The 21790-nt window shown below is 61.7% G+C and carries 18 protein-coding genes; 10 read left to right on the forward strand and 8 right to left on the reverse strand.

Annotation, left to right across the window (positions count from 1 at the left end; genetic code table 11):
- Positions 1-279: 279 nt before the first annotated feature.
- From Q0063_RS05020 to Q0063_RS05035, 4 genes are all read right to left on the reverse strand, one after another.
- Complete coding sequence (locus tag Q0063_RS05020) at positions 280-867, reverse strand: hydrolase (protein WP_297870883.1); 588 nt, start codon at positions 865-867, stop codon at positions 280-282.
- A 175-nt stretch (positions 868-1042) separates the two neighbouring features.
- Entirely contained in the window at positions 1043-1720 is a 678-nt protein-coding gene (locus Q0063_RS05025; RefSeq protein WP_297870884.1) for a DUF2461 domain-containing protein, read from the reverse strand.
- Between the two features lie 89 nt (positions 1721-1809).
- Positions 1810-2109: a hypothetical protein gene (locus tag Q0063_RS05030; protein ID WP_297870885.1), complete on the reverse strand. Its 300-nt coding sequence runs from the start codon at positions 2107-2109 to the stop codon at positions 1810-1812.
- Between the two features lie 53 nt (positions 2110-2162).
- A complete protein-coding gene (locus tag Q0063_RS05035; RefSeq protein ID WP_297870886.1) occupies positions 2163-3122 on the reverse strand; it encodes a metal ABC transporter substrate-binding protein in 960 nt (319 codons plus the stop codon).
- Between the two features lie 468 nt (positions 3123-3590).
- Between Q0063_RS05035 and Q0063_RS05040 the strand changes: the two genes are divergently transcribed.
- The 6 genes from Q0063_RS05040 (at position 3591) to Q0063_RS05065 (ending at position 11071) form a co-directional block, all read left to right on the forward strand.
- Positions 3591-3797: a helix-turn-helix transcriptional regulator gene (locus tag Q0063_RS05040; protein ID WP_297870887.1), complete on the forward strand. Its 207-nt coding sequence runs from the start codon at positions 3591-3593 to the stop codon at positions 3795-3797.
- Entirely contained in the window at positions 3794-4234 is a 441-nt protein-coding gene (locus Q0063_RS05045) for a hypothetical protein (protein ID WP_297870888.1), read from the forward strand. The genes Q0063_RS05040 and Q0063_RS05045 overlap by 4 nt, the downstream gene beginning before the upstream one ends.
- A gap of 213 nt (positions 4235-4447) precedes the next feature.
- Positions 4448-5086 (forward strand): TetR/AcrR family transcriptional regulator, encoded by a 639-nt coding sequence (locus Q0063_RS05050; protein WP_297870889.1) that lies wholly within the window; start codon positions 4448-4450, stop codon positions 5084-5086.
- Between the two features lie 84 nt (positions 5087-5170).
- A complete protein-coding gene (locus tag Q0063_RS05055) occupies positions 5171-6580 on the forward strand; it encodes a TolC family protein (protein ID WP_297870890.1) in 1410 nt (469 codons plus the stop codon).
- Positions 6581-6638: 58 nt separating this feature from the next.
- Positions 6639-7913, forward strand: coding sequence for an efflux RND transporter periplasmic adaptor subunit (locus tag Q0063_RS05060; RefSeq protein WP_297870891.1), 1275 nt, complete (start codon positions 6639-6641; stop codon positions 7911-7913).
- Positions 7910-11071 carry an efflux RND transporter permease subunit gene (locus Q0063_RS05065; protein WP_297870892.1) on the forward strand — a complete coding sequence of 1054 codons (3162 nt, stop codon included), beginning with the start codon at positions 7910-7912 and terminating at the stop codon, positions 11069-11071. The genes Q0063_RS05060 and Q0063_RS05065 overlap by 4 nt, the downstream gene beginning before the upstream one ends.
- 51 nt (positions 11072-11122) lie before the next feature.
- Here Q0063_RS05065 and Q0063_RS05070 read toward each other — a convergent pair whose 3' ends face one another.
- Both Q0063_RS05070 and Q0063_RS05075 read right to left on the reverse strand, forming a co-directional pair.
- Positions 11123-11974, reverse strand: a complete 852-nt coding sequence (locus Q0063_RS05070) for a DUF3298 and DUF4163 domain-containing protein (protein ID WP_297870893.1) — start codon at positions 11972-11974, stop codon at positions 11123-11125.
- Positions 11975-12013: 39 nt separating this feature from the next.
- Entirely contained in the window at positions 12014-13222 is a 1209-nt protein-coding gene (locus tag Q0063_RS05075) for a nucleotidyltransferase family protein (protein WP_297870894.1), read from the reverse strand.
- A gap of 182 nt (positions 13223-13404) precedes the next feature.
- On the opposite strand from Q0063_RS05075, the gene Q0063_RS05080 reads away from it, so the two are divergent.
- Positions 13405-14598 carry an acetate/propionate family kinase gene (locus Q0063_RS05080; protein WP_297870895.1) on the forward strand — a complete coding sequence of 398 codons (1194 nt, stop codon included), beginning with the start codon at positions 13405-13407 and terminating at the stop codon, positions 14596-14598.
- Positions 14599-14865: 267 nt separating this feature from the next.
- Here the strand turns inward: Q0063_RS05080 and Q0063_RS05085 are convergent, their stop codons facing one another.
- On the reverse strand, positions 14866-15774 hold the full coding sequence (locus Q0063_RS05085) for a hydroxymethylglutaryl-CoA lyase (RefSeq protein WP_297870896.1): 909 nt from the start codon (positions 15772-15774) through the stop codon (positions 14866-14868).
- A 15-nt stretch (positions 15775-15789) separates the two neighbouring features.
- A complete protein-coding gene (locus tag Q0063_RS05090) occupies positions 15790-16989 on the reverse strand; it encodes a CaiB/BaiF CoA-transferase family protein (protein WP_297870897.1) in 1200 nt (399 codons plus the stop codon).
- Positions 16990-17462: 473 nt separating this feature from the next.
- On the opposite strand from Q0063_RS05090, the gene Q0063_RS05095 reads away from it, so the two are divergent.
- The 3 genes from Q0063_RS05095 to Q0063_RS05105 all read left to right on the forward strand — a co-directional run bounded on the left by Q0063_RS05095 (position 17463) and on the right by Q0063_RS05105 (position 21678).
- On the forward strand, positions 17463-18407 hold the full coding sequence (locus tag Q0063_RS05095; protein WP_297870898.1) for an AEC family transporter: 945 nt from the start codon (positions 17463-17465) through the stop codon (positions 18405-18407).
- 105 nt (positions 18408-18512) lie between these two features.
- Positions 18513-19436, forward strand: coding sequence for a hydroxymethylglutaryl-CoA lyase (locus Q0063_RS05100; protein ID WP_297870899.1), 924 nt, complete (start codon positions 18513-18515; stop codon positions 19434-19436).
- A 292-nt stretch (positions 19437-19728) separates the two neighbouring features.
- Positions 19729-21678 (forward strand): sigma 54-interacting transcriptional regulator, encoded by a 1950-nt coding sequence (locus tag Q0063_RS05105; RefSeq protein WP_297870900.1) that lies wholly within the window; start codon positions 19729-19731, stop codon positions 21676-21678.
- The last annotated feature ends 112 nt before the right edge of the window (positions 21679-21790 follow it).

The following is a 21790-nucleotide window of genomic DNA, read 5'->3' on the forward strand; positions in this document are numbered from 1 at the left end:
CCGCCGCTGTTTGAAAATCGGTAGATACCGATTTTCAACTGTGCTGACTATATCATCAGGAGCAGAGCACCAGAAAGAATCGAAAAAAGGGCGCTGAATGTCCAGGCGGAAAAGGGAAGGGAGGAGGCCCTCCGCCGCTTCCGGCACCGGATATGGAACATGCCGCGGATTTCGGTGAAATCCGCGGCATTGGCCGGACGGCGGAAAGAGGCCCATCCTCGTGCTCCGCCGCCCATGAAAGGTCTTGATTTTGCCGGGGGTTTCTCTCCCCGGAAGCGGTCAGGTCAGGGCTTCCAGCTCGGCGGCGACGCCGGCCTCGCAGTCCCGCATGGCCAGGATGGTTTTTTCCATCAGCTCCTCCAGGGACCAGCCCAGCCGCTCCGCGCCCTCCTTGATGACGTCCCGGGAGCAGCCGGCGGCAAACTTCTTGTCCTTGAACTTCTTTTTCAGGGAGGAGACCTCCATGTCGGAGCAGGATTTGCTGGGCCGCATCCGGGCGGCAGCGCCCACCAGACCGGTGAGCTCGTCGGCGGCGAAGAGGACCTTTTCCATCTGATGGATGGGCTCCACGTCGCTGCACAGGCCGAAGCCATGGCTGCACACAGCATGAATCAGCTCCTCGGAGCAGCCGATTTCCGCCAGCAGCTCAGGAGCCTTTTTGCAGTGCTCCTCGGGCCACTTCTCGAAATCCACGTCGTGGAGCAGGCCCACGGTGGACCAGAAAGCGGCGTCCTCTCCATAGCCCAGTTCCCGGGCAAACCAGCCCATGACCCCCTCCACCGTCAGGGCGTGCTGGATGTGGAAGGGCTCGCTGTTGTAGGTTTGCAGCAGCTTCAGGGCCGCCGCTCTCTCAGGATATGCTTTCATGAAACGATCTCCTTTATATCATTATAGTGCAGATAGCAGACAGCAAAATTGCCGGCAAATGCGGGGTATCTCAGCCGCTGCGCCGGCGCGCAAGGAAGAGACTGTTCCCTCCATCCTCCGGCGTGATGCAAAAGGGGGCTTTCTGTTTTCTGCCGCTGGCGTGGAGTAAAATTTTCTATGGCACGGGGTCCGGGTCCCCGTCCAGGGTTACGAAATAGTCATAGTAGGGCAGGAGGAAGGTGAACCCCTGCTTCAGCCGGTCCACGACGTCCCGGCAGAACAGCTCTTCTGTCAGCTTGTCTTCGTGGCAGATGGAAAAGGACTTGGCCCGGTACCAGGGGGCCAGGAGCTCCGAGGGCGCGGGGCCCTTGGGCCGCTTGTATTCCTCGGCGTCCAGACGGAATTCGTCTTGCCTGTTCAGAGCGCGGGTCAGCTTCTCCATGGGCTGGGGGTCCCGGTCCATGCGGGCCCGGAGCTTGGCCATGGTGAGGGCCTTGGGCAGGTAATAGCCCATGCCGTAGGTCCAGCCCTCCGGCATCAGCTCGAACCAGAAGGTAGGTCTGGCGGTCCACTGCTCGCCGGGCTGCTCCACGGAGAACCAGAGGCTTTCCTTATAAGGTCCCCGGCCATGGAGACGGCGGGCGTCCCGGTAAATGCGGGTGACCTTGCCGGTCAGCCCGTAATCCGGCCTCTGCTCCCGGAGGAACTCGTACATCTCGCCGCCCAGCTCCTGCATGGGACGGTAGAAATATTGCAGATATGCCTGCTTGTGCGCCTCGAACCAGGTCCGCTCGTTGTTGAAGCGGATGCCCCACATGAAGTCCACTGTTTCATTGGAAAAGCCAGTAAACATGCCGCGCTCCCTTCGCCGCCGGTTTCCGGCGGCTTTCGACTCTCATAAAATCGAGGGAAGTATACCACAAAAAGCCCCTTTCGGCAAGCTCATTTTTCCGCCGCCGGCGGGTAGGGAATGCGGTAGGGCGCTCCGCCCCGCTGGTCGTATTTTTGCGTGAGCCAGTCCCGCAGAGCCGCTATGCCCTCCTCTGTCCAAGGGAAGGTCTCCGTCTCCACATCCTGGGCCAGCTCAAAGCTGGTGTTTTCATAGACCCAGGCCTGAAGACTGCCGTCGCCGGGCTTGCCCGTCTGCTGAAAGCGGTAGCGGAAGGCCCCCAGGCTTCCGGGATAGATGGAAGCCTTGCTGAAAAACTGGGGGGTGAGAAAGGAAAAATCAGGTTCCGGCATGGGAAATCCTCCTTACTGTGTCCGGTTTGTATCAGATATGAGGCTCCGGCGGTTCAGCCCATGACCGCCCGCAGGGTCTCCAGATTCCCCTCCATCAGGGAGAGGTACGTGGCCCCGGCGTCCAGATCCGCCTGGGACACGTTGTGGCAGGTGTGGAAGAGAGCGGTGCTCGTTCCCGCCGCCTCAGCGATGCTGTCCGCCACCAGATGATTGGAGAACTCAATATACCAGACGGCGGGCAGGTCTTCGTCCCGGACCTTTTCCGTCAGAAAGGCCACCGTGGCCGCCGAGGGCTCCGTCTGAGCCCCGCAGCCGGGGAAGGCGGCGTAATAGTCCAGGTCATAGGTCTCCGCAAAATAGCGGAGGGGGAAGCGGTCTCCGAAGACCATGGTTTTATGGGGAAGCCCGTTGAAAAAGGCGGTAAATTCTCCGTCCAGGGCGTCCAGCTCCCGGGCATAGTCTTCGGCTGCGGTCCGGTAGTCCCCGGCGTGGTCCGGGTCCAGATTTGCCAGGGTTTCCCCCAGGAGACGGGTGATGACGGCGGCGTTTTTCGGTGAGGTCCATACGTGCTCGTCCATCCCCAACACCTCGCCGGGATGGCCGTGGGCTTCCTCGGAATGATCGTGGTCCTCGTGCCCGCCGGTCATGCCCTCCACCGTCTCCTCCTCCAGCAGGTCCACGCAGTCCACCATCCGCAGGCATTCCCCCTGGGGCTCAATGGCGGAGAGGATGGTGTCCACCCAGGCGTCGGACTCGCCCCCCAGATAGATGAAGAGGTCGCAGTTCCGGACCCGGAGGATATCCGCCGGGGTGGGCTCGTAGGAGTGGCTCTCCGCGCCGGGGGGCAGCAGCAGGGTCACGTCCCCGTGGGCTCCGGCAGCGGCTCTGGCAAAGTCATAGGCGGGAAAAACGGCGGCCACGATTTGCAGCCGCCCGTCCTCCGGCTCCGGCGGCGGGGCGGCGCATCCGCACAGCAGCGCCAGGGCGCAGAGCAGGGGAAGGAGCTGTTTCATAAGGGTTCCTTTCTTCTGAGGCAGAGATCAGATTTCCCGGCAGACAGGCCCCTGCATACCGTTTGCAGGGAGCGCCGGTCCTTCGGTTTGGAAGGGATATAAACTGAGAATTACTTTCAAATATACTACGCACCCGGAAAAAAAGCAAGAGTGAATCCCTGCCGGGGCGCGTTCCTTCGCGCATTTTATCAGGTGAGGGGGGCAGGGGACTGGCATCAGGCCTGCGGCAGAGTCCGTCCGCCCGATGATGCCAGGTTTCCGGCAGAGGGGCCGGGACAGCGCCCGGTCCCTGCATAAAAGCCCCAGACGGGACGCTCTCTCCGCTTTCAAAATTATTTGTAAAGGACCCTTGACAAAAGCCGAAGCCTGTGATAGCTTATAGGTAAAGGAACCTTTACATATTGCGGACGGCCGCCGTAGTACGTCACGGAACCTTTACATAATTCTGAAAGGAGGCTTTCATGAGGCATGGAAAACCGTGTGGAACAGCTCCGGAAGGAACGGGGACTGCGGCAGGAGGAATTCGCCAGGGCCATTCGGGTCTCCCGGCAGACGGTCAGCGCCATTGAGACAGGGAAATACAACCCGTCCCTGGAGCTGGCATTTACAATCTCGGATTTTTTTGAACTGCCGATTGAGGAAATTTTCATTCATGAAAGGAAGGATGTCCTATGAAAAAGAGTGATCTATGGGCCGGCATCGGGATGATTGGGCTGGGCCTTTGCTGCCTGCTGGCGGCGCTGCTGCTGGACACGCCGCTGGACAGCGTGCTCTGCGGCCTCTTCGGGGCCCTCACCGCACCCGGTATTGTGCAGATTTACAAGTATTTCATGTGGGGCCGCAGTCCGGAGTACCGGGCGAAGCTGGAGGAGGAGCAGATCGACCTCCGGGACGAGCGGAAGGAGATGCTGCGGAACAAATCCGGGCGAATCGCCTATGTGATTGGCCTTCTGGCCGCAGCGGTATCCATGACGGCCTTTTCCGTCCTGGGAACCCTGGGGATTGTGAGCGAGGCTGCCAGCCGTCTGATGATTCTGTTCCTGGCGGGTTATATGCTGTTCCAGCTTGCGGCCGGGCGGATCGTCTACCGCCTGCTGGCCCGGAAATACTGAGCCGTCCCATCAGGGGAAGCGGCGGCCCCGGTTTTTCACGACCCTGCCGGGGTATTGACAGGACGCACAAAAAAAGAACCATTCTTTACAGCTTCTTTACAATTAGAACCGGCAAACTCTCTTGACACCGAATAGCCGTCTGGTTATAATAAGTGACAGCCTGTCATAAAGCGACAGACTGTCACTTTTCCTGTAAAGGAGGGAAATCATGCGATGTGCACGGAGACCTTTCTCCGCCTGCCAGAGGAGAAGCGAACCCGTTTTCTAAACGCGGCGTGGGAGGAGTTTACCTCCACCCGGTTCGCGGATGTTTCCATTAACCAGATTGTCCGGAAGGCCGGGATTCCCCGGGGGAGCTTCTATCAGTATTTTCTGGACAAGGAAGACCTGTTCGCCTATCTGCTGGAGGAGGTGCGGGAGCACGTCAAACGGGAGTACCGCCGGGCGCTGGAGGATGCCGGAGGCGACATGTTCCAGGCCCAGCTGAACTGCTTCGACCGGCTGACCTCTCAGGAACTGGCGCTGGACCCCATGATGAACCGCTGCGTTCTGTTTCTGCGGAACAACCAGGGCGTGGACATCCAGAAGCTTCTGCCCACCCGGCCCGGCCAGAGGCTGATGGACGGCCTGTGGGACCTGATGGACCTCAGCGGGCTCCGGGAGCGGAACGCGGACTATGCCCGGGTGGTGTTCAGTCTGCTGATGGCGGCTCTGGGCAGCGCCTTTATGGACGCCATGCTCCGATCGGAGAACTGGCAGGAGTGCCGGAACGAGCTGGTCATGAAGATGGAGATTGTCAGGTACGGCTGCCTCAAAGAGGCCGCATCCGGCCAAAATGAAAAATCCTCTTGACATTCCAGCGGCTGGAAGGTGTAGAACATAGAAGAGCATTGCGGAGGAACACAGTTAAAACCCGGGAAAATAAAGGAGGAACACATGGACCGGAAAAAAATCGCGCTGCTGCTGGCGGTGGCGCTGACGCTGTGCGCGGTCCCGGCCCTGGCCGGCACGGACGGGGGGACAGAACCCCTGGCGCAGGCGGAAGCCGCCGGCGCGAAGACAGACGGCCTGGAAGAGCAGACGGGAGCCGCGGAGCAGCTGGAAAACGACAGCGCGGAGGGCAAACAGAGCGGCGGCGTCTGGCAGGAGGGCTATGACGGCACAAAGCCCTGGATTTCCAGCGCGGATGATGAGCTGGCATTCACAGGGGAGACGGATTTCCGCTATCTGAGCTTTAACGACCTGCGGGAGCGGGTATTGGACAACAGCCTGACGGCGCTGATGATGGAGGAGTCCATTGCCTCCATTGACGCCATCGACTTTACAAAGATGTATAATGAGCTGGCGAGCCAGCTGGGCAGTCTGGAACGGGCTCAGGACATGTATGCGCAGATTCCGGTGGCCACGCCCATGGAGGGGGCCATGCAGGGCTATGTGATTTCCAACCTGGCCAGCTCCTACGGGTCTTTGTCCAACACCGTGTCGGATCTTGCCACCGGCAAGCTCCAGAAGGACTATGACGCCGCCAAGCGGCAGCTGGAGAACGCCAGGGATCAGCTGGTGATTGGCGCGGAATCCCTCTACATCGCCACCCTGGAGCTGGAGCAGACCAAGGGAACTCTCCAGCGGAATTTGACGGCCCTGGACCGGACGGTGGCGGAGATGGAGCTCCGCTACCAGCTGGGGCAAATCTCAGCCCTGACCCTGGAGCAGGTAAGGAATGGCCGGGCCGCCCTCCAGAGCAGCCTGAGCACCGTGGATATGAACCTCAGGCGCTGCAAGATGCAGCTGGAGTCCATGACCGGGGCGGGCATGGAGGGCACCCTGCGGCTGGGCCCCCTGCCGGAGCTCAGCGACGGCCTCATTGATTCCATGGACCTGCGGACGGACCTGGAGGAGGCGGAGGAAAAAAGCTATGACCTCTTTGCTGCCCGGAAAAAGCTGAAGGAGGCCTCCGACACCTATGACGACGCCCAGGCCTCCTATTCCAAGGATACATACAATCTCCGCTCCGCCCGGCACACCTATGAATCTTCAAAATATGAATTCCAGTATACCCAGCAGACCTTTGAGATGAATTTCCGCAATGCCTACAACACCGTGAAGGATTACCGGCAGGTCCTCAGCGCCTCCCGGACCACGCTGGCCTTCCAGGAGAGCACCTATGCCTCCATGGAACTGAAATACCAGCAGGGGAACATCTCTCATAACGCGCTTCTGGACGCGGCAGATGACCTGGCGGAGGCCAAGGAGGCCGTCGCCACCGCACAGCGCAACCTTTTTACCGCTTACCGCTCCTATTACTGGGCGGTGAACTACGGCGTGATGAACAGCGCCCAGGCCTGACCGGGGAGCCCCGGCGGAAGGGGCGTCCGTATGACAACCGACAATTTGGAGGAACAGCATGAAGAAACAACGTTTAACAGCTCTGGCCCTGGCCGCCGTGCTGGCCCTGAGCCTCACTGCCTGCGGCGGAGGCGGCGAGGAGCCGCCGGAGGAGGAGGCCGGGCCCCAGGGCGTGGCCGTCCAGGTCCAGGAGATTGCGGCAGACACCATCTATGCCGAGAATACCGTCTCCGGCCGCCTGACGGCGGAGGACGAGGATGTGATTATGGTGGCGGTCTCCGCCAAGTGCACGGCGGTCTATGCCGAGGCCGGCGACGAGGTGAAGGCGGGAGACGTGCTGTGCACCCTGGATCTGGCCAGCACCCTGTCCTCCTATGACGCCGCCAGCATTGGCTATCGTTCCGCCGTCCAGAGCTATAACGATCAGGCGGCGGTCTTTGAAAAGCAGATTGCCCTTCAGGAGAAGAACGTCAGCGACCTGAAGGCTCTCTTTGAGATTGGCGCGGCCTCTCAGATGGAGATTGATCAGGCGGAGCTGCAATTGCAGAGCTCCATTGCCACCCGGAACTCCACTCTGGCCCAGCTGGAGGCGGGGATGCAGAGCTCCAAGTCCAATGTGGAGCAGCTGGACACCGTTCTGGAGAATGTGGACGCCCGGGGCAATGTGATTGCCCCCAGCACCGGCACCCTGGTGACCATGAACGCCGTGGAGGGCAGCTTTGTGTCCAACGCAGCCCCGGTGGCGGTGATTGACGGGGTGGAGCAGATGAAGGTGGTGGTTCAGGTCTCCGAGGCCCTGGTGCCCAAGCTGAAGGCCGGAGACGAGGCCGACGTGACGGTTTCCGCCGCCGGCGAGACCTTCACCGCCTCCATCCGTTCTGTGGAGCGGGCGGCCAACGTGCAGACCAAGCTGTATACCGTGACGCTGGCGGCTCCCTCCGGGGTGGACGGCCTGCTGGCGGGCATGTTCGCGGACGTGACATTCCACACCGATGTTTCCGAAAACACCGTGGTGGTGCCCACCGAGGCCATCCTCACCAGAGGCGACGTCCAGTATGTCTACGTGGTGGAGAACGGCGCCGCCAGGTATGTGGAGGTTACCGTGGGCCTCACCGGCAGCGGCGTGACGGAGGTCCTCTCCGGCCTCTCCGCCGGGCAGCAGCTGGTGACGGTGGGCCAGGCCTACCTGAGCGACGGCGACCCGGTCCGCATTGTGGGCGGTACGGACGCGGAAGGCGGCGCGGAGAACGCAGGCGGCGCGGAGAACGTGGACGGCACGGAAACAGCGCCGGAGGACGGAAACGAAACAAGCCCGTCCGGGGAGGACGCATGAATATCGCGAAAGCAAGTATTCAGCATAAGGTGGCGACGCTGCTGGCCAGCATCCTGATCTGCGTCTTCGGCCTGATGTACGCCACCCAGCTGCAAATGGCCCTGATGCCGGACATGGAGATGCCCATGGCGGTGGTGGCCTGCTACTATGTGGGAGCCAGCCCCAGCGACATCGAGGAGCTGGTGACCCGGCCCCTGGAGGGCGCGATTATGTCCGTCCCCGGAGTGGATGAGATTGCCTCCACCTCCTCCGACGGCGTCAGTCAGATTCAGATTACCTATGTGGACGGCACGGACCTGGACATTGCCGCCACCAAGCTCCGGGAGCAGTTCGACATGGTGAGCCTCCCGGAGGACGCCATGGACCCGGTCATCATCAATATGAACCTCAGCGCCCTGATGCCCACGGCCATGATTGCCCTGATGGGCGAGGACCTCAGCCGCCTCCAGACCCTGGCGGACGACGTGGTGGTCCCCGCTCTGGAGCGGATCAACGGCGTGGCACAGGTGACGGTGAACGGCGGCACGGAGCAGCAGATCGCCGTGGAGCTGGACCCCACCCGGGCGGCGGGCTACGGCCTGTCCACCTCCTATGTCTCCCAGTTTCTGGCGGGACAGAACCTGATTTATCCCGGCGGCAGTCTGGAGAACGGCACCCAGAAGCTGACCGTCTCCACCGACGCCAAGTTTCAGACGGTGGAGGACGTGGCCAACATGGTTCTCACGCTGCCTACCGGCGGCACGGTGCGCCTGAACGAGGTGGCCGATGTGGCACTGGAGGAAAAGGACATGGAGGCTGTCGCCAAATCCGGCGAATCCGCCTGCGTGGTGCTCCAGGTTTCCAAGCAGTCCTCTGCCAACGAGGTCTATGTCTCCGAGCAGGTGGTAAAGCGGCTGGAGAGCCTGAAGGAAGACAATCCCACTCTGCGCTACAGCACGCCCTACCTGGCCAGCGAGTACATCAATCAGACGGTGGACGCCGCCTATCAGAACATTCTGCAGGGCGTGCTGCTGGCGGCTATTGTGGTGCTCCTGTTTCTCCGCCGGGGCGGGGCCACCCTGACCATTGCGGTGTCCATGCCCATCTGCATTCTGACGGTGTTCCTGCTGATGAACACCTTTGGCCTGACGCTGAACATGATGAGCCTGGGCGGCATCGCCATGGGCGTGGGCATGATCGTGGATAACTCCATTGTGGTGCTGGAAAATATTTACCGCTTTTCCGCCGACGGATACGACCGGGAGAGCGCCTGCATCGAGGGCACAAAGGAGGTTACCAGCTCCGTGCTGGCTTCCACCCTCACCACCGAGGCGGTTTTTGTCCCTCTGGCCCTCACCGGCGGCATGGCGGGCATGATGTTCAAGGATTTCTGTCTGACCATCGCCTCTCTGATCTTCGCCTCTCTGGTGATTTCCCTGACTCTGGTGCCTCTGCTCTGCTATTTCACCCTGGATGAAGAAAAAGTCCGCCGCCGGGAAGCGAAAAAAGCCGCGAAGCGGCCCGGTCCCCTGAAGAAGCTGGCGGAAGCCATCGGCGGGTTCTATATGAAGACGCTGGGCTTCTTTGTGCGGCATCTGTTTTTGGGAATGATGGCCTCTCTGGCCCTGGTGGTCCTCTTCGGCGTCACGCTTATGAATACAAAAATGGTCCTGATTCCCGATATGGACCAGGGGACCGTGAACCTCAGCGTCAGCATGCCCATCGGCTCCCAGCTGAACGAGACCGCCGCCATTGCCGACCGGGTCAGCGCCATTGTGGAGGCGGAGACGCCGGAGATAGAAGAGATGTTTTACATCGCGTCCAACGAATCCGTTACCTTCATGCTGGACGTGGGGTCCAAGTCCCAGCGGGAACGGAGCAGCAACGACATTGCCGCGGGAATCCGGGAAGCCCTCCGGGATATCGCCGGCTGTGAGATCAGCGTCTCCGCCTCGGATTCCGAGGCCATGATGGGCGGCGGGGGAGACATCGCCGTGGTCATCGAGGGAGACGACTACGATACCCTGGAATTCCTGGCAAACGACCTGATTGCCCAGATTTCCGCCCTGCCCGATGCAGTGAACGTAACCAGCTCCCTCAGCGATGAGGTGCCCCAGGTAAAGGTCCGTGTGAACCGGGAGGCCGCCGCCCAGTACGGCCTTACCGCCGCGGCCATCGGCGGGGCGGTCCGGTCGGAGCTCACCGGCTCCACCGCCACCAGAGTTACCGTCAGCGGCCAGGAGCTGGAGGTGGTGGTCCGGGGCAGCGGCGCGGCGGCTGAGAGTCTGGACGCTCTGCGGTCCATGGGCGTGCCCTCCTCCTTTGGCGGGACGGTTCCTCTGAGCTCTGTTGCCAGCGTGAGCGTTGAGCAGGCTCCCCAGGTCATCGTCCGGTCCAACCAGACCCGGCAGGTCACCATCACCGGCGACTCCGTCAGCGGCGATACCTCCGCCATGACCCAGGCCATCTGGGAGATTCTGGGCAGCTATACCTTCCCCCAGGGCTACAGCGTGGAGACCGACGGCAGCTATGAGACCATGATGGAGAGCTTTACCGACCTGCTGCTGGCTCTGGCGGTGGCGCTGCTGCTGGTCTATTTCGTGCTGGCGGTGCAGTTCGAGAGCTTCCTGATGCCCGTTATGGTTATGCTGATTCTGCCGGTTGCCTTCACCGGATCTCTGTTCGGCCTTCCGCTGACGGGGCGGGACCTCAGCATGCTGTCCCTGGTGTCTATCATCATGCTGGCGGGCACGGTGGTCAACTCCTCCATTATTCTGGTGGAGTATATCAAGATCCGCCGGGCCCGGGGCGAGGACCGGGTGACTGCCATTCTCAACGCCTGCCCCCTCCGGGTGCGGCCCATCCTGATGACCACCCTGACCACCATTCTGGCCATGGTCCCCATGGCCATGGGCATCGGGGAGACCAACGAGATGATGGCGGACATGGGCATCACCATGATCGCGGGCATGGTCATCTCCACCATTGTCACCCTGGTCTTCACACCGGTGTACTATTCTGTCATCGACAACCTCAGCCATGTCTTCCGCAGGAAGGATAAGGGTGAGAAGCCCCCCAGGCAGCCCCGAAAGGCTCGAAAAAGTCTGTTCTGCCGCAAGGGCAAGGAGCTTCCGGAGGCTGCCGGAGTCCCAGAAACCGTTCTGCCGGAAAGCATCTGAGCGGACAAAAACAGCGGACCGTCCAAAGGGACGGTCCGCTGTTTTTTGTTGTTATTTTTCAGAGGCTTCTTCAGTCTCCTCCTCCAGCCCCAGCAGCGCCCTGCCGTGGGGACCCATGTGGGGGAGAAGCTCCTCATAGGTCAGGTGGAATACCTGCTCCCCGGCGGCATAGCAGGCCAGCTCATAGGGGGAGAAGGCCACGGTCATGCCCTCCTCGTCAAAGCTGACGGCATAGCTGGTCCAGTTTTCCAAAATCTCCTCGTAATCCTCCCAGAAAAAATCCGTCGGGGAAAGGCTGTTTTCCTGGGCCCGGTTCTGAGCCTGCCGCTTCAGGGCCCGGACCACGGCGGCATGGAACCCGGCGTCGTCGTCCAGAGTGGCGGCGTCGAAAAAAGTGCCGCTGTCCAGGTCAAAGTTCCAGCTTAAAAGTATGGTGTTGCCGTGGGCTCCGCCGGTATAGTTGTGGTATTCCGCCGATACGCTGACCAGCCGCCCTGTCTGATAGGCCGTGCAGGTCAGCTGCTCCACCAGGGGCTGGCCGTTCTGCGCCGGGGCCTGGGCCAGGAGCTCCTGAATGCGGGGCGCGTCTGCCCTCCAGTCCGCAAACCGGAGGTTAAAGGTCTCCGTCAGCTCCAGGGCCCGCTCCTCCTCCGGGTTTTGGGCCTCCAGTATCTGGGAGCCGTCCTCCCGCAGGGCGGACATCTGGGGTACGGTATAATCGCAATAGGCCAGGGTGTTCCCCTTGTAGTCCAGAAAACTCTCCTCATAGCTGCTGTAGTCCAGCTGATAGAAAATTTCCCGAGGGGCCGGCTCCGGCAGGGCGTTTTTCAGGTCAGTCAGCGTCTCTCTGGCGCAGCCCGACAGGGTGGACAGGACCAGAAGCAGCGCGAGCATGGTTCCCATGGAAGTTCCTCCTTTGTTCCCGGCATCTGAGCCCCGGGGTTACAGCATCGCGGGGCCCTCCCGCCACTCTCCGCCGCCCTGAGCGGCGGCAAGGTCGGGATAGGCCAGGGTATATAGATCGGAAGCCCGGACCTCCAGCGAAAACAGCGCCTGTGCCTGGGGGCTCAGCCGCCCTGCGCCGGCGGGCCTGGTCAAAACGGGAACGGCGGCGGTCTTCCGCATCCGCCCCAGCAGGGCGCGGCCCGCGGCGTTGGCGGCCAGGGGCCGCAGGTAGGGGACGTCTTCGGGGAGACCGGCGGGGGGGAGGCCCAGAAAGGCCCACAGGACCATCCGGCGGAGCCGGGCGTGGGCATAGCGCTTGGTTTTGGCGGAGGCAAGCAGCTCTTCCAGAGAGGCGGCGGTGCGGCTGGCCCGATAGAGCCGGTTCCCCAGGCCCTCCCGGCCCTGGTCCAGGGCGGCGAAATCCGCCCGGTCCATGGTGCGCAGGCGGGCCAGCATGGCCCGTTCACAGGTCTCCCGGAATACCGGGGCCCGTCCGGCGCGCAGCTCCTCCCGGCAGGCTTCGGCCATGGCGGGAGCCATGTACGAGAGGGCCTGTTCCGTCTCTCCCGCCTGGAGCAGGGCCCGGATGGCGGAGGCGGAGGGGAGGGGGGAGGCGGTCCCCGGCTGGTCATGGGCCCCGCCGGTGCGCTTTACCGTCAGGGGGCGGATGGAGCGGTTCAACCGCAGCAGCTCCTTGCAGTATTCCACGCCCAGGATATTGTTGGGCTGTTCCAGAAGAGCGGCGTCCGTCGGGGAGAGAAGCGCCGCGGCGGCCCGCTGGCGGGCGGCGGCGAAGCTGTCGCCCTGTGCAAGCTCCTGCTTCAGCAGGGGCGGGAAATCTTCCGACAGCAGGGCGGCGGCCAGGCGCTCCAGCGCCGCGCTTTCGCCGCATTCGCTGCCGAAAGCCAGACGGGTCACGAGGCCGGAGGCCGCCAGGGTCCGGACGGCCCCCCGGGCGAACCGCTCCGCCGAGGCGACGGCCCAGGGCAGGGGAAGCTCCAGCACCAGGTCCGCCCCGCTTTGGACGGCGGCGGCAGCCCGGGCGTGCTTGCGGAGGAGGGCGAAGTCCCCCCGCTGGACGAAATTCCCGCTCATGACGCAGATAACGGCGGTTTCAGGGCCCAGCAGGCGGCGGGTTTCCTCCAGAAGACGCACGTGGCCCATATGGAGAGGATTGTATTCTGCTATGATACCAGCGGTCTCCACAAAATTCCCCCTCAAAGTAATGACAAAAAAGTGACATTTTGGTAAAAAGCGGTTGTAAGTGAGAAAAAGTCTGGTATAATGAAAATGGGACAACGGGAGAAGCGCTGTCCCTGGAACTACATCTTATATGAATTTGGAAAAACCCGCAAGGTTTTTCTGAAAAGAAGAGGAGACGGTCAATCATGAACATTCTTGTCATCAACGCAGGCAGCTCTTCCCTGAAGTACCAGCTGCTGGACCCTGAGAATGGCGTCCTGCTGGCCAAGGGCCTGTGCGAGCGGATCGGCATCGACGGCAAATTCACCTACAAAGCGGAGGGGAAGAACACCCTGGACGCGGTGGACGTGGCCATGCCCACCCATTCCGAGGCCATTCAGGCGGTGCTGAACGCCCTGACGGACAAAGAGAACGGTGTTGTGTCCTCCATGGCGGAGATTGGCGCGGTGGGCCACCGGGTGGTCCATGGCGGCGAAAAATTCGCCTCGTCCGTCGTGATTACCGGCGAGGTGATGGCGGCCATTGAGGAGTGCAACCCCCTGGCCCCCCTCCACAATCCCGCCAACATCATCGGCATCAGGGCCTGCCAGTCCCTCATGCCCACCACGCCCATGGTGGCTGTGTTCGACACCGCCTTCCACCAGACCATGCCCCCCGCCGCCTATATGTACGCCCTGCCCTATGCGTATTATGAAAACGACAAGGTCCGGCGGTACGGCTTCCACGGCACCAGCCACAAATATGTGGCCGGACGGGCCGCCGCCATGCTGGGCCGGCCCATTGAGGAACTGAAGCTGATTTCCTGCCACCTGGGCAACGGCTCCTCCATCACTGCCGTCAGCGGAGGAAAGAGCGTGGACACCTCCATGGGCTTCACGCCTCTGGCCGGCGTGCCCATGGGCACCCGTTCCGGCGACCTGGACGCGGGCATTCTCCAGTATCTCATGAACAAATACCAGATGGGCATTGACGAGATGCTGAACGTGCTGAATAAAAAGTCCGGCGTGGAGGGCCTCTCCTGCGTGTCCTCCGACTTCCGGGATCTGGAGTCCGCGGCCGGTAAGGGAGACGCCAAGGCCGCGCTGGCCCAGGAGAAGTTCGCCTATGAGGTCCGCAAGTACGTGGGCGCTTACGCCGCCGCCATGGGCGGGGTGGACGCGGTCATCTTCACTGCCGGCGTGGGCGAAAATGACAAGGCCATCCGTTCCATGGTCTGCCAGGGCCTGGAGTACATGGGCCTGAAGCTGGACGCCGGAGCCAACGATGTCCGGGGCAAGGAGACGGTGATTTCCACCGCGGATTCCAAGGTGAAGGTTCTGCTGATTCCCACCAACGAGGAACTGATGATTGCCATGGATACGGCGGCCCTCGTAAAATAAGAGTTCGGCAAGAGTCAGAATTTCCGGCAGGCGGCAAATCCCCCGCAGGGCCCGCCGCCGGTTCTGACGAATGCTGAAAAAAGCCCTGCCCATTCATTGGGCAGGACTTTTTGCCGTTGGGCCGGATGGCTGCGCCAGCCCCGGAAGCTCCCCGCCTCTGCCTGAAAAGGAACCGTCCTTTTCAGCCCCGGCGGCGATATCCGAAAAGGCGCGGGGAAGAGGTTTCTTCCCTGCGCCTGCCGGAACGCGCCCTGCCGGAACAGACCGTCAGCAGGGGTTTTCGATGTTCATCTGGTGTCCGCTGTAGTTGCCGGAAATCTCCCGGGCCTGGAACTTGGCGGCCTCCACCAGCTTGGCGAAATCGACGCCGGTATCATAGCCCATTTCGTTGAACATCCACACCGTGTCCTCGGTGGACAGGTTGCCGGAGGCGCCGGGGGCGAAGGGACAGCCCCCCAGGCCGCCCAGGGCCGCCTGGATGTGGGTGACGCCGGACTCCACCGCCGCCATGGAGTTGACCATGCCGCAGCCCCGGGTGTCGTGGAAGTGGACGCCCAGCTCCACCTTGGGGAATGCGGCCTTCACCCTGGCAATCAGCTCCTTGACCTGGGCGGGGTCGGCGATGCCGATGGTGTCGCACAGGCAGCAGGTGGTCATGCCGGCGTCGGCGTAATCCTTCAGGAAGGCCACCACGGCGTCATAGTCCCGGTATTTGCCCTCGAAGGGGCAGCCGAAGGCTGTGGCCAGGTCCACGGTAACATCCAGGTCGGGGAAGGCCGCCCGGATTTCCCTGTAGGCCTCCAGGGACTGTTCGTGGGTACGGTTGATATTGGCCTTGTTGTGGCTTTTGCTGAAGGAAACCACATAGCAGACCTTCCGCAGGCCCAGGTTGTAGGCATTTTCAGCGCCCCGGAGGTTGGGAACCAGGGCAAACAGGTCCAGCTCCGGATACTTCTCCAGAACCGCCCTGGTGACGTCGGCGGCGTCCGCCAGCTGGGGAATGGCCTTGGGGCTGACGAAAGAGGTGTATTCCATGTGGGTCACCCCGGCGTCCGCCAGCCGGTCGATGACGGCCAGCTTCTGTTCGGTGGTGATGGGGGCGCACTTTACGCTCTGGAAGCCGTCCCGGGGGCCGACTTCAACGATGTCGATTTTACCCTTGTGTACCGTGCTCATGACGCTGCCTCCTTATTAAATAACGCCTTTTTCCTTCAACTCCGCCAGTCTGGCCTCGTCCAGCCCCAGCAGCTCGCCGTAAACGCCGGCGTTGTCCTCGCCCAGCAGCGGCGCGGCCTTCCGGGGATAGGATTTGGTGCGGGTCAGCTTCTGAGGGCAGGCGGTGATGTGCAGCTTGCCGATGCCGGGCTGCTCGATTTCAGGGAACATATCCCGGGCCCCGGCGATCTGGGGGTCCTTCACCAGCCGGTCGATGGTGTTCACGGCGCAGGCGGGGCATCCGGCACCGTTGAGCATGGAGTCGATTTCGTCGATGGTATACTGCTCCGTCCAGGGGCAGATGATCTCCCGCAGGGCCTCGTGGTTGGCCACCCGGTCCTTGCTCTCCAGGAAGCGGGGGTCGCTGGTCAGCTCCGGCATCTTCATTACGTCGCAGAGGATGGAAAACAGCTTGTTGTTTCCGGCGGCAATGACCACGTCGCCGTCCCTGGCGGGGAAGACGTCATAGGGGTAGGTGGATTCATAGCGGTTGCCGATGCGCTGGGGGATGCGTCCGGTGGACTGGTAGATCATGGTGATATTCTCCATGGCGGAGGCCACGGAGTCCACCAGGGCCACGTCCACCTTCTCGCCCAGGCCGGTTTTCTGCCGGTTTACCAGAGCCGCCAGAACGCCCACGGTGAGGTTCAGTCCGCCCAGCACGTCGCCCAGGGGGGTGCCGGTGCGGGTGGCGGGGCCGCCGGGCCAGCCGGTGGTGCTCATCATGCCGCCCATGGCCTGACCCACGATGTCATAGCCCGCCCGCTTGCTGAAGGGGCCTGTATGGCCGAAGCCGGAGACCGCGCCGTAGATAATGGCGGGGTTGACCTCCTTCAGCACGTCATAGCCCAGGCCCAGCTTTTCCATGGTGCCGGGACGGTAGTTCTCAATCACGATGTCGGCCTTCTTAACCAGCTCCAGGAAGAGGGCCTTGCCCTCCGGGGCTTTCAGATTCAGGGTGCAGCCCAGCTTACTGCGGTTGAAGTTGGCGTAATAGACGCTGTTGTCATTGACAAAGGGGCCCATTTTCCGGGTGTCGTCGCCGCCGTTGGGATTTTCCAGCTTGATGACGGTGGCTCCCATGTCCGCCATCATCATGCCGCTGTACGGGCCGGCCAGCACCCGGGTCAGGTCCAGAACGACAATGCCCTCCAGCAAACCTTTTTCGTTTGTCATAATCAAAGACCTCTTTCCTGTTTTTCCTGTTTTTTCCGGTTCACATGTTCCTGTTTTAGTTGGCTGCTTCAAGCAGCGGAACGCGCCGTTCGCCGCGGCGAGGAGCGGCGGGACCCGTCCTGTAGAAATTCGCTGTGAAACCTATGAAGCAAATCCCATGCCAGCTATATTCCGCCGCTTTCGCGCCGGATGCCTTTCCGTGGGACAGACAGGGAAGGAGGGAGGGGGTCTGCGTCGGAACCGGCGGCATTTTGGCGTAACATGTAACAAAATGATACGAAACTGTTCTATTGTGAAACGGGTGAAACGAATGCCGCCGGGTTTATGGAATGCCGTCCGGGAGAAACGGGAACCATCATGACAGGTTCGGAAAAAATTTTTCTGATAAATCCAGCCGCAGCCCGGGAAAACCGGCGGGACTGGCACCTGTTTTGCTATGCAAACTTTACAAGAAGATCGGAGTGATGACACCCATGCTTGATAATCTGCTGTTCAGCCTGAATATCAGCCTGCCCCTGTTTGTGATGATGGGGCTGGGCTGTCTGCTGGCTCATAAGGGGCTGTTTACGGAGGACTACATTGCCCGGACCACGGACCTGGTGTATTATGTGCTGCTGCCGGGGAAGCTCTTTCTGGACATCGCCACCATGGATCTCTCCACGGCCTTTGATGTCCGCTACATGGCGGTGACGCTGACGGGGGCCATGCTCCAGTTCGGCCTGGCCTGGGTCTGCGGGAATCTGCTGTGCCGGGACCGGCGGAAGCAGAGCGCCTTTGCCCATGCCTGCTTCCGGGGCAATTTTGTGTACCTGGGCGTGGCGCTGCTGCAAAACATCTACAATACCAACTCCGTGGCCTCGGCGGCGCTGATTCTGCTGGTGGTGATGCCCCTGTACAACATTCAGGGCGTCATTCTGATGAGCGTCAAGGAGGGAAAAGGAGAGCTGCGTCTGGGTTCGCTGCTGCTGGCGGTGCTGAAAAACCCGGCGGTTCTGGCTATTCTGGCGGGTCTGCCCTTCGCCTGGTTCCAGATTCCCCTGCCCTATGTGGCGTCCAAGAGCCTGGAGTATTTCCGTTCCGCCCTGAGCACGGTGGCGCTGCTGCTGGTGGGGTCCACCATCCGGCTGGACGTGATCCGGTCTAACCTGCGGCTGCTGCTGAAAATCAGCGGCGTGAAGCTGGTGCTGATTCCGGCCCTGTGGGCGGCGTTTTCCGCCTGGGCGGGGCTGACGGCGGAGCAGATTGCCACGCTGACCATTGTGGGCGCCATGCCCGCGGCGGTGAACGTCTATGTCGTCACCGGCAAGATGGGAGGCGACGGGGAAGTGGCCAGCGGCGCGGTGGTGCTGACGCATCTGCTGTCCCTGTTTACCATGACCGGGGTGGTCTTTCTCCTCAAAAGCCTGGGGATGGTCTGAGCGGCGCGTTCCCGTGTCCGCCCCGCAGAGCGGCCGGACATTTTAATATACAAACCAGTTCAAACAACGCACAAAACGAAAACGGAGAGGGAAAGGGAGGATTGCATGGCCATGTATATGCCGGAAAAAGTGGAGCTGATTGAGGTCTGCCCCCGGGACGGATTCCAGAACATTCACGATATGATTCCCACGGAGAAGAAAGTCGCCATCATCAAAAAGCTGGCGAAGGCCGGCTTTAAGCGGATGGAAATTACCTCCTTCGTCAGCCCCAAAGCGATTCCCCAGATGGCCGACGCCAGGGCGGTGACCGCCGCTGTGATGGACACCCTGCGGGCCGAGGGCGTGGAGGCGGTGGCCCTGGTGCCCAACGCCCGGGGAGCGGAGGACGCCATTGCCTGCGGCATCGACGAATTGACCTTTGTCATCAGCGTCAGCCGGGCCCACAATATGGCTAACGTCCACCGTACGCCGGAGGAATCCATGGAACAGTTTAAAGGCCTGGTTGAAAAATACGGACATCAGATCAAGTTCCGCCTGGGGCTGGCTACCGCCCTGGGCTGCCCCTTCGGTGAGGAAATCACAGCCGAGCGGGTGGCGGCAATGACGAAGTTCGGTCTGGACCTGGGCTGTGAGGAGGTTATGATTGCCGACACGGTGGGCATATCCAACCCTGTCCGTACTTATAAGCTGATGCGGGAGCTGCTGATGCAGTTCGGCGCCCAGCGCTTTGTCATGCACCTCCACGATACCCGGGGGCTGGCTCTGGCCAACACCGTGGCGGCGATGCAGGTGGGCATCCATAAGTTTGAGTCCGCCGCCGGCGGTCTGGGCGGCTGTCCCTTCGCCCCCGGCGCGGCGGGCAACGTTGCCACCGAAGATGTGCTGAACATGATGACCCAGATGGGCATTGAGACCGGTATTGACGCCGGCAGGCTGATGGAGGCGGTGGACCTGATCCGGCAGGAGGTCCACGCTTCCATCGTCAGCCACATGGCACTGCTGTGCCCCAGGGCCCCGGAACCGGCGTAAGGGAGGTTCGCTCTCCAGAAAGACGCCCGCCTGTTGATTGCAGGCGGGCGTTTTCGCGGGAGCGGAACTTCGCCGTTTTTTCTGGCAAGGCGGAGGAAAGGAAACAAGGGGTTTCCGTTCCGGCCGGAATGTGCTATAATATAGTTTCCGATGCTTGAAGCCGTTTTGCCCGCCGCCGCAGGCGGCGGCCGCAAAACATGATATTCCTTCCGGCCTTTCGGTTCGGAAGCAATCAAAACAATTCCGGCCTGAGGAGCGGGCCGGGACGAGTCAGGACAGGCAGGTGAAAGGGATGGAACTGGATTGGGAGAAGCTGGACTGTGTGCAGGAGATCTGCATGCTGGCCCCTACCCGGCAGCTGGCGGAAAAGGCCCGGGGCATCATCGCCGCTCGGGGCTGGGAGGCGATGGACGTGGTCCTCAGCCCCTATGGACGAAAGAATATCATGAATTGCGCCAAAGGACTGGGGGAGAAGGGGGCCCGCATCATCGTCTCCCGGAAGGGCTCCGCCCAGATTGTGAAGGAAACCACGGATTTGAAGGTGGTCAGCCTGAACAATACGCTGATTGACTATCTCCAGACTCTGCGTATGCGGGGGCTGCATACCCCCGGCCTGGTGGCGGTGTTTTCCTATGACCCTATGGGGGAGGAGCTTCAGCGGCTGTTTGAGCTGGTGGATATCCAGGTGAAAAACTATATTTTCAAAACCGCCGAGGACTGTGACGGCTGCGTGGAGCAGGCCCTGCGTGACGGGGCGGTGTACAGCATCGGCGGCGCGTGGACCGCCCAGTCCGCCCTGGAACGGGGGCTGCCTCATGTAATCCTGGAAAATTCCGAGGAGTCCATCGTCAACGCGCTGGAAGTGGCGGACCAGATCCGCCGCCTCCAGCGGGAGGAGGAAGAGAAGCAGCGGGCGCTGAAAATCCGGATGGAGACCTATCAGGCGGTTCTGGACTTCACCCATGACGCCATTTTGTCCATTGACGAGGAAGGCCGGGTCCAGGTGATGAACCCCGTGGCGGAGCGGATTATGGGCTGCCGGGCCGAGGATGTCATCGGGAGGCCGGTGGACCAGGTGCTGCCCAATACCCGGCTGCCGGAGGTGCTGCGCAGCGGGAAAAAACAGGTGAATCAAATTATGAAGATTCACCAGACCATGTCCAACACCAACCGGATTCCCATTGAGGTCAACGGTCAGATACACGGTGCGGTGGCCACCTTCCAGGACGTCCGGCAGCTCCAGAGCGCGGAGCAGAAAATCCGCCTCAAGCTCCATGAAAAGGGCCTGGTGGCCAAGTATTTCTTTTCGGATATCCTGGGGGAGTCCTCCGCCATCAAAAAGGCCGTGGCCGTGGCCCAGAGCTATGCGGCTTCTCAGGCTGCGGTGCTGATTCACGGCGAGACCGGCACCGGCAAGGAGCTCTTTGCCCAGAGCATCCACAACGCCAGCGCCCGGCGGGACGGTCCCTTTGTGGCGCTGAACTGCGCCGCCGTCAACAGCAGTCTGCTGGAAAGCGAGCTCTTCGGCTATGAGGCCGGGGCCTTCACCGGGGCCTCCAAGGGGGGCCGGGAGGGCCTTTTTGAGCTGGCCCACGGCGGCACCATCTTCCTGGACGAAATCGGCGATATCCCCAGGGAGACACAGGTGGAGCTGCTGCGGGTGCTCCAGGAGAAGGAAATCCGCCGGGTAGGCGGCGACCGGGTGATTCCTGTGGACGTGCGCATCATCACCGCCACCAACCGGGACCTGCCCCAGGAGGTCGCCGGCGGAAGCTTCCGCCAGGACCTCTATTACCGCCTGGACGTGCTGGACCTGGAGCTGCCGCCTCTGCGGGCCCGGGAGAGCGACGCCCGCATCCTGGGACTCCACCTGTTCCGGCAGATGCAGGACGGAGAGGACCCGGCCATACAGGCCCGGTTTCTGGAGCTGCTGGACCAGGTGGGGGATTACCCCTGGTACGGCAACATCCGGGAATTGCAGAACTTCGTGGAGCGTACACACATTCTGCTCCGGAGCCATGTGGACCTCCGGGACAGCCGGCAGGGACTGCTGTGCCGCCGGGCTTCCGCCTCCGAAACGGAAGCAGCGGGAGGGCCCAGGACCCGGGAGGACCGGGAGCGGGCCGCCATTCGGGAGGCTCTGGAGGCCTTCCCGGCATCTCTGGAGGAGGCTGCACGGAGTCTGGGGTGCAGCCGTCAGACACTCTGGAGAAAAATGAAGAAGTATGGAATCACACGCTGAGAGCGTTGCGAGGCTCCAGGATTGACGTTGCAATCTGAAACATTGTAAAACAGAATATGTTACACACCTGCAACATCCTGAAAAACACGAGAAAGCGGATTCGTCTTTTTTC

This window comes from uncultured Oscillibacter sp., from assembly GCF_947654275.1.
In the GTDB taxonomy this organism is placed as follows: domain Bacteria; phylum Bacillota; class Clostridia; order Oscillospirales; family Oscillospiraceae; genus Oscillibacter.

Excerpts from the sequence above, each read along its gene's own strand:
- Q0063_RS05020 (WP_297870883.1), bottom strand. The coding sequence starts at position 867 with ATGAAAGCATATCCTGAGAGAGCGGCGGCCCTGAAGCTGCTGCAAACC.
- Q0063_RS05025 (WP_297870884.1), bottom strand. The coding sequence starts at position 1,720 with ATGTTTACTGGCTTTTCCAATGAAACAGTGGACTTCATGTGGGGCATC.
- Q0063_RS05030 (WP_297870885.1), bottom strand. The coding sequence starts at position 2,109 with ATGCCGGAACCTGATTTTTCCTTTCTCACCCCCCAGTTTTTCAGCAAG.
- Q0063_RS05035 (WP_297870886.1), bottom strand. The coding sequence starts at position 3,122 with ATGAAACAGCTCCTTCCCCTGCTCTGCGCCCTGGCGCTGCTGTGCGGA.
- Q0063_RS05040 (WP_297870887.1), top strand. The coding sequence starts at position 3,591 with ATGGAAAACCGTGTGGAACAGCTCCGGAAGGAACGGGGACTGCGGCAG.
- Q0063_RS05045 (WP_297870888.1), top strand. The coding sequence starts at position 3,794 with ATGAAAAAGAGTGATCTATGGGCCGGCATCGGGATGATTGGGCTGGGC.
- Q0063_RS05050 (WP_297870889.1), top strand. The coding sequence starts at position 4,448 with ATGTGCACGGAGACCTTTCTCCGCCTGCCAGAGGAGAAGCGAACCCGT.
- Q0063_RS05055 (WP_297870890.1), top strand. The coding sequence starts at position 5,171 with ATGGACCGGAAAAAAATCGCGCTGCTGCTGGCGGTGGCGCTGACGCTG.
- Q0063_RS05060 (WP_297870891.1), top strand. The coding sequence starts at position 6,639 with ATGAAGAAACAACGTTTAACAGCTCTGGCCCTGGCCGCCGTGCTGGCC.
- Q0063_RS05065 (WP_297870892.1), top strand. The coding sequence starts at position 7,910 with ATGAATATCGCGAAAGCAAGTATTCAGCATAAGGTGGCGACGCTGCTG.
- Q0063_RS05070 (WP_297870893.1), bottom strand. The coding sequence starts at position 11,974 with ATGGGAACCATGCTCGCGCTGCTTCTGGTCCTGTCCACCCTGTCGGGC.
- Q0063_RS05080 (WP_297870895.1), top strand. The coding sequence starts at position 13,405 with ATGAACATTCTTGTCATCAACGCAGGCAGCTCTTCCCTGAAGTACCAG.
- Q0063_RS05085 (WP_297870896.1), bottom strand. The coding sequence starts at position 15,774 with ATGAGCACGGTACACAAGGGTAAAATCGACATCGTTGAAGTCGGCCCC.
- Q0063_RS05090 (WP_297870897.1), bottom strand. The coding sequence starts at position 16,989 with ATGACAAACGAAAAAGGTTTGCTGGAGGGCATTGTCGTTCTGGACCTG.
- Q0063_RS05095 (WP_297870898.1), top strand. The coding sequence starts at position 17,463 with ATGCTTGATAATCTGCTGTTCAGCCTGAATATCAGCCTGCCCCTGTTT.
- Q0063_RS05100 (WP_297870899.1), top strand. The coding sequence starts at position 18,513 with ATGGCCATGTATATGCCGGAAAAAGTGGAGCTGATTGAGGTCTGCCCC.
- Q0063_RS05105 (WP_297870900.1), top strand. The coding sequence starts at position 19,729 with ATGGAACTGGATTGGGAGAAGCTGGACTGTGTGCAGGAGATCTGCATG.